Source organism: Allobosea sp. CER48, from assembly GCF_044752385.1.
Classification (GTDB): domain Bacteria; phylum Pseudomonadota; class Alphaproteobacteria; order Rhizobiales; family Beijerinckiaceae; genus Allobosea.
This window is the reverse complement of the sequence record NZ_JBIWYK010000036.1, coordinates 1-13,516: the sequence shown is the minus strand read 5'-3', so window position 1 is coordinate 13,516 and position 13,516 is coordinate 1. Positions and strand designations below refer to the sequence as shown.

Below are 13,516 nucleotides of genomic sequence, written 5' to 3'. Positions count from 1 at the left end.
ATTTTCTTTACCCGACCCGGTGTCCACTGCGCTCGAAATTGCTCTAGGCGTCACCGCAGCGGCCAGACCAGCAGGATCATCGGCACGGCCAGCAGGATGACGATGAGCGAGAGCGGCGCGCCGAGCCGCGCATAGTCGCCGAAGCGATAGCCTCCCGGCCCCATCACCAGCGTGTTGCACTGGTGGCCGATCGGCGTGAGGAAGTCGCAGGCTGCGCCGATCGCCACCGCCATCAGGAAGGCGTCGGGATTGTAGCCGAGGTTCTTGGCGAAGCCGGCGCCGATCGGCGCCATCACCAGCACCGTCGCGGCATTGTTGAGGAAGGGCGTCACCGCCATCGCCGCGACGAGGATAAGCGCGACCGCGGCCCAGCCGGGCAGGCCGCCACCGATCATGGCGAGCCAGGAGGCGAAAAGGTCGGTGGCGCCGGTCGTTCGCAGAGAGTCGCTGACCGGGATCAGCGCCGCCAGCATCAGCAGGATCGGCGCATCGATGTTCTGATAGGCCTCGCGCAGGGGGACGCAGCGCAGGGCGATCAGCAGCACCGCGGCAGCGAAGAACACGAGCGGCACCGGCGCGAGCCCGGCCGCCAGCGCAATGATCGCCGCGAGCGTGATCGACGCCGTCAGCACGACGCGGCGCGTCGAGCCGAGCGGCACCAGCCGGTCCGCCAGAGGCAAGAGCCCCATCTCGGAGAGCTTTTCCGGCAGCAGCTTCTCGTCCCCCTGGATGACGACGATGTCGCCGGCCCGCAGGCGGATGTCGCGCAGGCGCTGGCTGAAGCGCTCGCCGGAACGGCTGATCGCGATCATGTTGACGCCAAAGCGATCATGGAGCGCGAGGTCTCCGGCCGATTGGCCGATCAGTACGGAATCCGGCCCGATGATCGCTTCGGCGATGCGGTCCGGATCGAGGGCATCGCCCTTCTGCGTCGGGCGATCCTTGCCAATGAGATCGAGCCCGCCTTCCGCGATGACCCGTTCCAGCACGGCGGCATCGCCACGCAGCAGCAGGATGTCGCCCGCCCGCAGCGCCGCATCCGGCAGGGGCGCCTGCACGCGCCGCTCGTTGCGCAGGATCGAGACGATCTCGGCCCCGCCGCCGCCGATCGCCTTGAGGTCCGCGACGGTCTTGCCGGCGAGCAGCGACTTCTCGCCGAGCCTCGCCTCGGTGAGGTAGTCCTTGATGTCGATGGCCTGGTCGAGCGAGACGGCGCCCCGCCGGTCCCGCGGCAGCAGGCGATAGCCGACGCTCAGGAAGGCGCAGCCCACCAACGCCACGACGATGCCGACCGGCGCGAAGTCGAACATGCTGAAGGGCTGGCCGCCGAGTTCCTGCCGCACGCGCGAGACGATGACGTTGGGCGAGGTGCCGACCAGCGTGACGATGCCGCCGAGAAGCGAGGCGAACGCCATCGGCATCAGGAAGATCGAGGGCGATTTCCCGTCCTTGCGCGCAAGCTGGTAGGCGATCGGCAGCATCATGGCGAGCGCGCCGATGTTCTTGATGATCGCCGACATGATGGCGACGGCGAAGACGAGCAGCGGCACCTCGAGCTGCGTCGATGAGAGGCGCGGCCCGAGCTTCGAGAACAGCCTTTCGATGATCCGCGACCGGGCGACCGCGGCGCTGAGTACCAGCGCGCTGCCGACGATGATGACGATATCGTCGGAAAAGCCCTTGAACGCCTCGGCGGCCGGCACGAGCCCGAGCGCGACGGCGAGCAGCAGGGCCAGCATCGCGACGATGTCGTAGCGCAGCCGGCCCCAGAGAAAGGCGGCCATCATGCCGGCGACGAGGAGGACGGAAAGGACTTGAGGCTGGGTCATCCGGTCGTCAGGGTAGGCGCCGAAAGCCTGGCCTCAGAGCCATTTCTTCCAGCGGAAGAAGATATAGGGCAGCACCGCGAAGAGAATCATCAGACCGATCGCCAGCGGATAGCCCCACTGCCAGTCCAACTCCGGCATGACCTTGAAGTTCATGCCGTAGATCGAGGCGATCAGGGTCGGCGGCATCAGCGCGACCGAGACGACCGAGAAAAGCTTGATGATCTTGTTCTGCTCGATCGAGACGAGGCCGAGCGTCGCGTCCATCATGAACTGCAGCTTGTTGGACAGGAAGGCGGCGTGTTCCTCGATGGCCTGCACGTCGCGCACGGCCGAGCGCCACTCGGCCGAGAATCCGGTCTGCGCCTTCTTCGGCCTGGTGTAGTTGGCGGAAAGGAAGAGCAGCACGCGCTCGACGGAAACCATGCTCTCGCGGACATTCGAGATGATGTGCTCGTACTGACCGATCTTCTGGATGACGACCTGATACACGCCGCCCTGCTCGACATCGCGGCCGCGCCCGGCGAAGACCCGGCGCGAGGCGATGTCGATCTTGTCGCCGACGCCGCGAAGTACCTCGGCGGCACGGTCGACGATCGCCTCGATCAGGCCGTCCAGCACCGCCTCCGGCTGCTGGCCGCAGCCGCCGGGCTTGGTCGCGCGGTTGAGGAAGATGTTGAAGGCGCCGGGCTCGTCATAGCGCACCGTCACCAGCGCCTTCTCGGTGAGGATGAATGTGACGTCCGCCAGCTTCGGCACGACGGTGTCGGACTGGCAGATGATACGTGCCGTCATGAAGCGCGCGCCGTTCTCGGTGTAGATGATCTCGGACGGCTCGAGATCATGCATCTCCTCGCGCGTCGGGATCGAGATGCCGAGATGCTGCTCGACACGCCGGTCTTCCTCCGGGGTCGGATTCAGCAGATCGATCCACACAGCTTCTGCCGGAAAGGCCTGGTCCGCCCCGAGCGTCGTATGGCGAAGCTTGTCGCGCGTGTCGGGGCAGATGCCGTGGATCATCAGCATGGGCGCGAATCTCGCTGCACGGTCGGGATAGGAACCGGCAGGAACTCCGATCCGAGGCCGATGTCAAACCGATGACGGGTCAGACGCCGCCCTTCACGCCCTCTGGCGGCTTCGGGTCCGCCGGCACGAAGAAGTCCGGCATCAGCGGCACGGAAGCGTCGACGCGATAGGGTGTGAAATCGGTGACGCCCTCCCCGGCCATGAAGCTGTCGTCGATCAGGAAGTTGCCGGAGAACTCTCCGGATGGCTTCGAGAAGATCATGTGGGCGGCGTCGGCGAGGATCTCGGGCGTGCGGCTCGCCTGCACCATCTTGTCGCCGCCAAGGAGGTTCTGGACGGCGGCGGTCGCGATCGTCGTGCGCGGCCAGAGCGCGTTGACCGCGATGCCTTTCGGCGCCAGTTCGCCGGCGAGGCCGAGCACGCACAGGCTCATCCCGTATTTGGCGATGGAATAGGCCAGATGCGGCGCGAACCAATGCGTCTTCATGTCGAGCGGCGGCGACAGCATCAGGATATGCGGGTTCTCGGCCTTCTCGAGATGCGGGATCGCATATTTCGAGACCATGAACGTGCCGCGCGTGTTGATCTGATGCATCAGATCGAAGCGCTTCATGTCGATCATCTGGGTATTGGCGAGCTGGATCGCGCTCGCATTGTTCACGACGATGTCGATGCCGCCGAAGGTTTCGGCCGTCTTCGCGATGGCTTCGGCCACGGCCTGCTCGTCACGGACATCGACCATCAGCGGCAGGCACTTGCCGCCGGCCGCCTCGATCTCGGCCGCAGCGGTGTAGATCGTGCCCGGCAGCTTCGGATGCGGCTCGGCCGTCTTGGCGGCGATGGTGACGTTGGCGCCGTCCCTGGCTGCCTTGAGCGCGATGGCCAGCCCGATGCCGCGCGATCCGCCGGTGATGAAAAGCGTCTTACCCTTGAGCGACATCTCCGCCTCCCTGTTCGTTCGTGATGATGAAGCGGGCGGGCTGCGAGCCGTCCCGGTCGGTGAAGCCATAGGCCCGCGCCAGATCGGCGACCGGCAGCACGAGGCCGGCATGCCGGGCGACCTGCGGATCGGCAGCGAGCGCGGCAACGGCACGGCCGGCATAGAGCGGCGTCTCGGTCGTCTCGGCCGCAAGCCCGGCATCCCTGACGCGCTCGGTCAGGACATGCCCCGGCGAAATCCCGAGCGCGGTGACGCCGAAAGGCTTGAGCTCCTCGGCCATGGCGAAGCTCAGGCGGTTCATCGCGGCCTTGGCGAGATCGTAGAAGACGTCTCCCAGATAGCCGCCCGCGGTGTCGAAGCTCACGGTGACGATAAGGCCGGACCGCATCTGCACCATGGCGGGCGCGACGGCGCGCGCCAGCAGCAACTGGGCATAGACGCCGCTCTCGAAGCTCTCGCCCAGCCGGGCCGCCGGGCGGCGCCAGAATGGCGTGCCGAAGCCGGAGCCGTCGGGATAGCGCTCGCCGTCATAGCCTTCATTCCCGCCCCAGACCGCATCGACGACGCAGTCGAGCCGGCCGAAGCGGCGCAGCGCCCAGGCGACGAGCCCGTCGACCTCGCGCTCATTGGTGTGGTCGCAGCGATAGGGATGGCCCTTGCCGCCGGCGGCCTCGACCTCGCGCGCAGCATCCTCGAAGGTCTCCGGACGCTGGTCGGTATGCGGCCCCGCCTCGCTGGAGCGGCCGGTGACGATGACGGTCGCCCCCGCCTCGCCCAGCGCCCTGGCAATGCCGCGCCCGAGCCCGCGCGACGCCCCCGCGACGAGGCAGATCCGGCCGGCGAGCGGAAGAGAGCCGTTCTTCATGGACGCCCGACGCCGCTGACGCAGGCTAGCCACACTCCATCCGCTGCTCTATAGCCCCGCTCCCCTCGCATCGGAGCCGCACCATGGACAGGACGAATGTCGCCGCCTGCTGGGAGGCGAATGCCGAAACCTGGACGCGCCACGCGCGGGCCGGTTACGACCTCTATCGCGACGCGCTGAACACGCCGGTCTTCCTGGCGAACCTGCCGGCGATCACCGGGCTCGGCGGCCTCGATATCGGCTGCGGCGAAGGCGGCAACACGCGCAGGCTCGCCGAGCGCGGCGCGCGCATGACGGCGATCGACATCGCGCCGACCTTCATTCGCCACGCCCGCGAGGCCGAGGCCGCGACGCCGCTCGGCATCACCTATCTGGAGAGCGACGGCACTGCCCTGCCCTTCGCCGACGAGAGCTTCGATTTCGCCACCGCCTTCATGTCGCTGATGGACATGCACCGGCAGGATCTCGGCATCGCCGAAGCCGCGCGCGTGCTCAAGCCCGGCGGCTTCCTGCAGTTCTCGATCCTGCACCCCTGCTTCGCGCCGCCGAACCGCAAGGTTCTGCGCGATGCGCAGGGCATGGTGACCGGCCTCCTCATCTCCGAATATTTCAGCGATCCGGCCGGCGCGATCGAGGTCTGGCGCTTCGGCGCCGCGCCGGAGCGGGAAAAGGCCACCAGCGAGCCCTTCCGCGTTCCCGTCTTTCACAAGACGCTGAGCGAATGGATCGCCTTCATCGTTGCGGCCGGCCTTACCATCGAGCACATGGCCGAACCACGCATCGACGCGGAAACGGCAGAGCGGGAGCCCTATCTGGCCGATACGCGGATGGCGCCGCTGTTCCTGCATGTCCGCGCCCGCAAGGGCGCGGCGGGCTGAACGGGGCGCCGCGGCCCTCACGCCGCGAAGACCGCAGCCGCATCGGCGATGGCGCCCGCACCTTCCGTCACGGCCAGCTCCAGCGCCGGCGCCTCGGTCGCAATGCATTCGGCATAGAAGCGGGCAGTGGCGAGATCGCCGGTGCCCTCCGCCTCGGCGCGGGAGGCGAGCGCCTTCCTGGCCAGACCCGTGCCGCCCTGCGCCAGGGCGAAGAGCTTGAGGTAGGGCGTGGCGCCGGCCAGTACGTCCGCCTGGCTCGTGCCGAGCGTCGCCAGCATCCATTCGGTCGCACGCTCCAGCGCATCGACGGCGGCGCCTAGCCGGGCGGCGGCATGGCCGAAGCCCGGCGTGTTGGCACGCTCGACCTCGCCGACCACGGCGCGCATCTCCGCGATCAGCGCCCTGACCGCCTCGCCGCCGGACAGCGGCAGCTTGCGGGTGACGAGATCGATCGCCTGGATGCCGTTGGTGCCCTCGTAGATCGCGGCGATGCGAGCATCGCGCAGATGCTGGGCGGCCCCGGTCTCCTCGACGAAGCCCATGCCGCCATGCACCTGCACGCCGGTCGAGGCGACATCGATGCCGATATCGGTGGAATAGGCCTTGGCGATCGGGGTGAGGATCGCGGCGCGTTCGGCCGCGACCTTGCGCCTGGCCTCGTCGGGCTCGCGATGCGAGCGGTCCAGCGCCTCCGCGACCTGATAGGAGATGGCGCGGGCGCCTTGCGTCTTGGCGCGCATGTCCATCAGCATGCGCCGGACATCCGGATGGACGATGATCGCGCTCATCGGCGCGCCCTTCGGCGCATCGAGCGCGGCCCCCTGCTTTCGCTCATGGGCGAAGGCGAGCGCCTGCTGATAGGCGCGCTCGGCGATGGCGACGCCCTGCAGGGCGACGTTGAGGCGCGCGTTGTTCATCATCGTGAACATGCAGGCGAGGCCGCGGTTCTCCTCGCCGATCAGCCAGCCGATGGCGCCGCCATTGTCGCCGAAAGCCATGGAGCAGGTCGGCGAGGCGTGAATCCCGAGCTTGTGCTCGATGCCGGAGCAACGCAGGTCGTTATGCTCGCCCAGCGAGCCGTCGGCGTTCACCAGGTATTTCGGGACGAGGAAGAGCGAGATGCCGCGCGTGCCGGCAGGAGCATCGGGCAGCCGCGCCAGCACGAGATGGACGATGTTCTCGGTCAGATCGTGCTCGCCATAGGTGATGAAGATCTTCTGGCCTGTGATGCGGTAGGTACCGTCCGGCTGGCGCTCCGCCTTGCTGCGCAGCGCGTTGAGGTCGGAACCGGCCTGCGGCTCGGTGAGGTTCATCGTGCCCATCCATTCGCCGGAGACGAGCTTGGCGAGATAGGTCTCCCTGAGGTGGTCGGAGCCATGGGCATGGATCGCCTCGATCGCGCCGACCGTCAGCAGCGGGCCAAGTGCGAAGGCGAAGGCGGCGGAGTTCCACATCTCGATGCAGGCCGATTGCAGCAGCGTCGGCAGGCCCTGCCCGCCATAGGCTTCCGGCGCCGGCAGCGCGTTCCAGCCGGCCTCGGCCCAGGCCTTGTAGGCCTCCTTCCAGCCCGGCGGGGTGGTGACGGCACCGTCCTTCAGCTTCGAGCCATAGGCGTCGCCGACGCGGTTGAGCGGGGCGATCACATCCGTCGCGAACTTCGCGGCCTCGTCGAGCACGGCTTCGGTGACGCCACCTTCGAGCTCGGGCGCCAGCCCCTCCGCGATCAGCCGGTCGAGGCCTGCGACATGGCGCATGGTGGCGAGCATGTCCGAAACCGGGGCGCGATAGCTCATTGGTCGTCTCCCTGAGGCCCGCGCCGCTCCCGAAGGGCAGCCGCAGCCCGCATTTGCCGTTGCCGCGATGGTAGCGAGGAACTATCGCCTATGCCACGCGCAAGCGAGCGCGACCTTCGTCCCGTGTCGCGCCCGCCAGTTAGTTTATATATAAACCATATCCGGTCAATCTCGTCGTGAACCAGCCCCTCTCCGTCACCCGCCGCACGAAGCTTCTTGCCGCAAATGCCGACGGCATCGCCGAGGCGGCGGAACTGCTGCGTGCCGGCGGGCTCGTCGCGATGCCGACGGAGACGGTCTACGGACTGGCGGCCGATGCCACCGAGGGCACGGCCGTCGCGGGCATCTACGCCGCCAAGGAGCGTCCGAGCTTCAACCCGCTGATCTCGCACCTGCCGGACCCCGCCGCCGCGCGACGGCAGGGGCTGTTCGACGCCAATGCGCTGGCGCTGGCGCAAGCCTTCTGGCCGGGGCCGCTGACGCTGGTCGTGCCTGTGTCCAGCGGCTGCACGGTGAGCGAACTGGCGCGGGCTGGGCTCGGTACGGTCGCGCTGCGCGTCCCGGCCCATGCCATCGCCCATGCCGTGCTCGAAGCCGCCGGGCGGCCGATCGCGGCCCCCTCCGCAAATCGTTCCGGACGGATCAGCGCCACCAGTGCAGCCCATGTCATGGCCGATCTCGATGGTCGCATCGATGCGGTGCTGGATGCGGGCCCGACGGAAGTCGGCGTCGAGTCGACCATCGTCGCCTGCCTCGACGGCACGCCGCGCCTGCTGCGCCCCGGCGGGGTGCCGCGTGCGGCGATCGAGCATGTCATCGGCCGGCCGCTCGTACTCGCCGGCGATGCCGGCCACGCCCCGATCGCGCCGGGCATGCTGACCTCGCATTATGCGCCGGCGGCGCGTGTCAGGCTCGACGCCGACGCACCGGAGCAGGGCGAGGCCTGGCTCGGCTTCGGGCCGGGCCAGGACTTTCCGACGGCGCTGAACCTGAGCCCTACCGGGGACCTGCGCGAGGCTGCCAGCAATCTCTTCGGCCATATGCGCCGGCTCGACGAGATGGGGCTGCGGACGATCGCCGTGGCCCGCATCCCGGAGCAGGGCCTGGGCGAGGCGATCAACGACCGCTTGCGGCGCGCCGCGGCGCCACGCTGACAGTTTCGCAGCCCTCATCCTGAAGAGCAGCCGCAGGCTGCGTCTCGAAGGATGCTTCAGGAGGCTCCGGAGGTTTCCGGAACATCCTTCGAGACGCCGCTTACGCGGCTCTTCAGGAAGAGGGCTCGGATATTCTCCTGCTTGAGGGTTACCCGCTCTCCCGGATTTGAACTCCTCCAGCTTGCATCGATGCAAGATATCGGCTTGCGTGCCTTCAAAAGGAAACGCTGCCAATGAATGCCAAGCTTGCGTGGGACGATTTCCGGCTGGTCAAGGCCATCGCCGATCATGACGGGCTGACCGGCGCGGCGGCGGCGCTCTCGGTCAATCACTCGACGGTGTTCCGGCGTCTCGGCCAGATCGAGGAGTTCGTCGGCATGCCGCTCTTCGAGCGCCGCAAGACCGGCTATGTCGCGACCGTCGCCGGCGCCGAGATGGCGGCACTGGCCAGCCGCATGGACGAGGACGTCACCGCCTTCGCCCGGCGCCTCGCCGGGCGCGACGTCGCCCCCTCCGGCGAACTGCGGATCACCACCACGGACACGCTCTACCAGAACGTCCTGCTGCCGATCTTCGCGGCCTTCCGCCGGGCGCATCCGCTGATCCGGCTCGACGTCGTGGTCGGCAACCAGGCGCTCAACCTGTCGAAGCGCGACGCAGACATCGCCATCCGCGCCAGCGACACGCCGGGCGAAACGCTGGTCGGCCGGCGCATCGCCACCATCGCCTGGGCGATCTACGGCCGCACCGAAGACGGCATCACGGCCGCGGAAAAAGCCGAACCGGCACTGCTCTACCAGCGCGACTGGGTCGCCCTCGGCGACCAGCTCTCCCATGTGAAGGCCGCCCGTTTCGTGCGCGAGCATGTCGCGCCGGAGCGGATCGCATTGAAGAGCTCGGCCGTGCTCGGCGTTGCAGAGGCCGTCGACCAGGGCCTCGGCATCGGCCCGGTCCCGTGCTTCATCGCCGACCAGCGGCCGAGCCTGATGCGTCTCCTGCCGCCCAATCCCGATTTCTCGACGGGCCTCTGGGTGCTGACGCATCCCGACATCCGCCACGTGCCGCGCGTGCGCGCCTTCATGGATTTCTGCAGCAACGAACTCGCGCGGCAGCGGGCATTGTTCGAGGGGTAGATATCAGCCGATCTCGACGACGACCCGCCCCTTCACTTTGCCCTCGACGATGGCCTTTCCCGTCTCGATGACGGCATCGAGCGGGATGGTCGTGGTGATCAGGGCGAGCTTCTCGCGATCGAGATCGCTGGCGAGGCGCTTCCAGGCTTCGAGACGGCGCGACTTCGGACACATCACGGAATCGACGCCGAGCAAGGCAACGCCCCGCAGGATGAAGGGCGCGACCGAGGCCGGCAGGTCCATGCCCTGCGCCAGCCCGCAGGCCGCGACGGCGCCGCCATATTTCGTCATCGAGAGCAGGTTCGCGAGGGTATGCGAGCCGACTGCGTCGACGCCCGCCGCCCAGCGTTCCTTGCCGAGGGGGCGGCCCGGAGCGGCCAGTTCGTTGCGGTCGATGATCTCCGCCGCGCCAAGGCCCTTCAGGTAGTCCGCTTCTTCGGCGCGCCCGGTCGAGGCGATGACGTGCCAGCCGGCGCGGGCCAGTAGCGCGATCGCGACCGAGCCGACGCCGCCGGCAGCACCGGTGACGACGACGGGGCCGTCGGAGGGTTTCAGGCCGTGTTTCTCGAGCGAGAGCACGCAGAGCATCGCGGTATAGCCGGCCGTGCCGATCGCCATCGCCTCGGCGGGCGTCAGGCCCTCCGGCAGCGGCACCAGCCAATCGCCCTTGACGCGGCTCTTCTGGGCGTAGGCGCCGAGATGCGTCTCGCCCGTTCCCCAGCCATTCAGCACGACGAGATCGCCCGGCCTGAAAGCGGGATTGTCGGAGGCCTCGACGCGCCCGGCGAAGTCGATGCCGGGGATCATCGGCCAGCGGCGCACCACCGGTGCCTTGCCGGTGATGGCGAGGCCGTCCTTGTAGTTCACCGTCGAATGCGTGACGCGGACGGTGACGTCGCCCTCCATCAGGTCGGTCTCGGCGAAATCGGTAAAGGCGAGGTTCGGTCCGGCCTCGCCCTTGGTCGCCACGAGGGCCTTGAACGTCGTCATCGCAATCTCCCGAGCTCACAAACGCGAGGGCCGACAAGGTTGCAGCGGCGCGGTGCCGCCGCAACCCCATCGGCCGTGCGCGGAAGCGCCTTCCCGATCAGGCCGGCTGCGGCTGCGCCTGCGGCCGCTCGACCGGTCGCTCGACGATCGGCAGGTTGATCAGCGCCGAGAGCACGCCGAGCGCAACCGAGAGCCACCAGACGAACTGATAGTTGCCCATCGATTCGTAGAGCACGCCACCCAGCCAGACGCCGAGGAAACCGCCGACCTGATGCGAGAAGAAGGCGAAGCCGTAGAGCATCGCCATGTACTTGGTGCCGAACATCAGCATGACCAGCGACGATGTCGGCGGCACGGTCGAGAGCCAGAACAGGCCGATGACGATGCCGAAGGAGATCGAGGTCGCGGGGCTGGGCGGCAGCATGATGAAGGCGGCGATCGCCACGGCACGGCCGAGATAGATCCAGGCCAGCAGATGGCGCTTCGGCATCCGCGTCGAGAGCCAGCCCGAGGAGAGCGAGCCGACGGCATTGGCGAGGCCGATCACCGCGAGCGTCCAGCCGCCGACCCAGGCCGGCAGGCCCGCATCCTTCAGGTAGGCCGGCATGTGCACGGTGATGAAGGCGAGCTGGAAGCCGCAGGTGAAGAAGCCGAGCACGAGCAGCACGTAGCTGCGGTGCCTGAAGGCTTCCGTCAACGCCTGCACGACGGTCTGGTTCGGCAGGTTGGCGGCAGCGGCGCCGGCCGCGGCACCGGTCTTGCGCGTCGCCAGGATCACCGAGATCGGCAGGATCGGAAGCAGCGTGAAGGCGAAGACGACGAGCGCCTGCTGCCAGCCGAGCGTGTCGATCAGGATGTTGCCGATCGGCGGGAACAGGAACTGGCCGAAGGAACCGGCGGCCGTCCCGGCGCCGAAGGCCATCGGACGCCACTGCTCGGGCAGGAGCTTGCCGAAGGCGGCAAGCACGAGGTTGAACGAGCAGGCCGAGAGACCGAAGCCGATCAGGACGCCGGCGCCGAAATGGAGCTGCAGCGGCGTGGTGGCATAGGCCATCATCACCAGGCCGGCGGCATACAGAACGGCGCCGACACAGAGGACGCGCACCGTGCCGTAACGGTCGGCGATGGCGCCGGCGAAGGGCGCGCCGAGGCCCCAGAGCAGGTTCTGGATCGCCAGCGCCAGGCCGAAGATGTCGCGGCCCCAGTGGAACTGCAGCGTCATCGGGATCTGGAAGAGGCCGGCACTGGCGCGCGGGCCGAAGGTGATCAGGGCGATCAGGCAGCCGGCGGCGACGATGACCTCCGGTGCGTAGCTGCGCGCTGGGGTGGACGTCATGGAGTTCTCCGAAGAGTCGGGCGTATCGGAAGTGTGCCTACACGTTAGCTTCCGCCCATGGCGGCAACCAGCGCGATTTCGTGAAATCTCGCATCACGGCAGGACATGGAATGCGGAAGCCGGGGCGGCGTTAACCCGCGCTCAACCTTACCAAGGCGATAACGGAATCCAACGAAGGCGCAGCGTTGTCTGCTGTTTCCTTCGTTCCGTGCGATCGGGACGGGTGTGTCGCTTTGAGTCATTGGCGTCAGCACAGGCATGGACGGGGTGTTCGCCCGCTCGGCATCAAATGGGCCGCGAACACGGTCGCGCCCTGGGCGCTGTCGGTCGGGTTGCTGGTTTCCTTCACCGCCTCCGCCGGCCAGAATTTCGGACCCAACGGGCTGCCCTCCAGCGCCATCGACCGGGTCGCGCCGGGGCCTGCGTCCGAACTGGCCGAGGGGCCCTCGATGCTGGTCGCCGCCAGCGCCTTCCGCCTTCCCGGCCTCGCGCTGACCTCCGCCATCACCCAGGCCAGGCTGTCCTTCGACGATCCCGAGCGACGAATCGTGGTCGATCCACGCGCGCCGCGCGAGGATCTCAAGCGCGCCGCCGCGGAATTCCCCGAGGTCGACCGCACCGCCAAGGGCGACATGATGCCGAGCCTGCGGCCCGGCCTTACCGGGCATCCCTCGATCGAGCTGGAGCAGGTCGTCTTCGGCGATACCCAGCCGAAGCTCATTTCCGGCGGTTTCTCGATGGACGCGCAGCGCGCGGCCGAGGCGATCGACGGCCCGCAGAACGGCTTCGAGGCCTATGCCAACGAGGAAGGCCTGACCGACCCGGCCCTGTCCGATTCCTCTCCGGTCTCGCTCAAGCCGAAGATCACCTCGGCGCGACAGGCGGAGCTCTTCCTCGAGAGCATCGACGGCTCCTCGCCGTCCGTCGGGGAAGACAGCCGCAAGGCGTCCTCGACCCCGCTCGTCGGTTCGGTCATCGGCACGCTGACGCCACCCGCCCTTCCAGCCCATGGCGCACCGCAACAGCGCGGCCGCATGGCGCTCGCCTCCGCGCCGGCCAATCGCGACCTTCGTCTGGCCGAGCCCGGCGTGAAGCAGGACTACACCGCCCTGATAGCGCCCGAGGCCATGGCGAAGGAGCAGCGCTGCCTCGCCGAAGCCGTCTATTTCGAGGCACGTTCTGAATCCTTCCAGGGCCAGGCCGCCGTGGCGCAGGTCGTGCTCAACCGCGTGAAGAGCGGGCTTTATCCCAGCAGCGTCTGCGGCGTCGTCTACCAGAACAGCAACCGCTACCTGTCCTGCCAGTTCACCTTCACCTGCGAGGGCAAGTCGCTGCGCATCGCCGAGCCCGGCCCGTGGCGCGACGCGGTCCGGATCGCCCGCGAGGTCTATGAAGGCACGACATACCTGCCCGAAGTCGGCGCCTCCACGCATTACCACGCCAACTATGTCCGGCCGAACTGGGCCAAGAAGCTCAAGAAGATGGACACGATCGGCCAGCACGTCTTCTACCAGCTGCGCCCCGGCCAGACCTGACGACAAAGGCCGGGCGCCCGCCCGGCCTCTCCTTCTCGCG

At 68.1% G+C, this 13,516-nt stretch carries 11 protein-coding genes; 4 read left to right on the top strand and 7 right to left on the bottom strand.

Annotated features, from left to right (window positions below; genetic code table 11):
- Positions 1-50: 50 nt before the first annotated feature.
- The 4 genes from ACIPIA_RS02955 to ACIPIA_RS02940 all read right to left on the bottom strand — a co-directional run bounded on the left by ACIPIA_RS02955 (position 51) and on the right by ACIPIA_RS02940 (position 4,657).
- Positions 51-1,829: an SLC13 family permease gene (locus tag ACIPIA_RS02955; RefSeq protein WP_400506513.1), complete on the bottom strand. Its 1,779-nt coding sequence runs from the start codon at positions 1,827-1,829 to the stop codon at positions 51-53.
- Positions 1,830-1,862: 33 nt separating this feature from the next.
- On the bottom strand, positions 1,863-2,852 hold the full coding sequence (locus ACIPIA_RS02950) for a magnesium transporter CorA family protein (RefSeq protein ID WP_400506512.1): 990 nt from the start codon (positions 2,850-2,852) through the stop codon (positions 1,863-1,865).
- Between the two features lie 79 nt (positions 2,853-2,931).
- On the bottom strand, positions 2,932-3,792 hold the full coding sequence (locus ACIPIA_RS02945; RefSeq protein WP_400506510.1) for an SDR family oxidoreductase: 861 nt from the start codon (positions 3,790-3,792) through the stop codon (positions 2,932-2,934).
- Entirely contained in the window at positions 3,776-4,657 is an 882-nt protein-coding gene (locus tag ACIPIA_RS02940) for an SDR family NAD(P)-dependent oxidoreductase (protein WP_400506508.1), read from the bottom strand. The genes ACIPIA_RS02945 and ACIPIA_RS02940 overlap by 17 nt, the downstream gene beginning before the upstream one ends.
- 83 nt (positions 4,658-4,740) lie before the next feature.
- Here ACIPIA_RS02940 and ACIPIA_RS02935 point away from each other — a divergent pair, with 83 nt between their 5' ends.
- Positions 4,741-5,535 (top strand): class I SAM-dependent methyltransferase, encoded by a 795-nt coding sequence (locus ACIPIA_RS02935; protein WP_400506506.1) that lies wholly within the window; start codon positions 4,741-4,743, stop codon positions 5,533-5,535.
- Positions 5,536-5,552: 17 nt separating this feature from the next.
- Here ACIPIA_RS02935 and ACIPIA_RS02930 read toward each other — a convergent pair whose 3' ends face one another.
- The gene (locus ACIPIA_RS02930; RefSeq protein WP_400506504.1) at positions 5,553-7,328 is read right to left on the bottom strand and encodes an acyl-CoA dehydrogenase; all 1,776 of its coding nucleotides are present in this window, start codon (positions 7,326-7,328) and stop codon (positions 5,553-5,555) included.
- Between the two features lie 176 nt (positions 7,329-7,504).
- On the opposite strand from ACIPIA_RS02930, the gene ACIPIA_RS02925 reads away from it, so the two are divergent.
- Together ACIPIA_RS02925 and ACIPIA_RS02920 are read left to right on the top strand one after the other, a co-directional pair.
- Complete coding sequence (locus ACIPIA_RS02925; protein WP_400506502.1) at positions 7,505-8,482, top strand: L-threonylcarbamoyladenylate synthase; 978 nt, start codon at positions 7,505-7,507, stop codon at positions 8,480-8,482.
- A gap of 233 nt (positions 8,483-8,715) precedes the next feature.
- Positions 8,716-9,615 (top strand): LysR family transcriptional regulator, encoded by a 900-nt coding sequence (locus ACIPIA_RS02920; RefSeq protein ID WP_400506500.1) that lies wholly within the window; start codon positions 8,716-8,718, stop codon positions 9,613-9,615.
- A gap of 3 nt (positions 9,616-9,618) precedes the next feature.
- On the opposite strand, the gene acuI is transcribed toward ACIPIA_RS02920, so the two are convergent.
- A complete protein-coding gene (gene acuI, locus ACIPIA_RS02915; RefSeq protein ID WP_400506498.1) occupies positions 9,619-10,605 on the bottom strand; it encodes an acrylyl-CoA reductase (NADPH) in 987 nt (328 codons plus the stop codon).
- Positions 10,606-10,702: 97 nt separating this feature from the next.
- Positions 10,703-12,028: an MFS transporter gene (locus tag ACIPIA_RS02910; RefSeq protein ID WP_400506515.1), complete on the bottom strand. Its 1,326-nt coding sequence runs from the start codon at positions 12,026-12,028 to the stop codon at positions 10,703-10,705.
- A gap of 146 nt (positions 12,029-12,174) precedes the next feature.
- On the opposite strand from ACIPIA_RS02910, the gene ACIPIA_RS02905 reads away from it, so the two are divergent.
- Positions 12,175-13,476: a cell wall hydrolase gene (locus ACIPIA_RS02905; RefSeq protein WP_400506496.1), complete on the top strand. Its 1,302-nt coding sequence runs from the start codon at positions 12,175-12,177 to the stop codon at positions 13,474-13,476.
- Positions 13,477-13,516 lie beyond the last annotated feature (40 nt).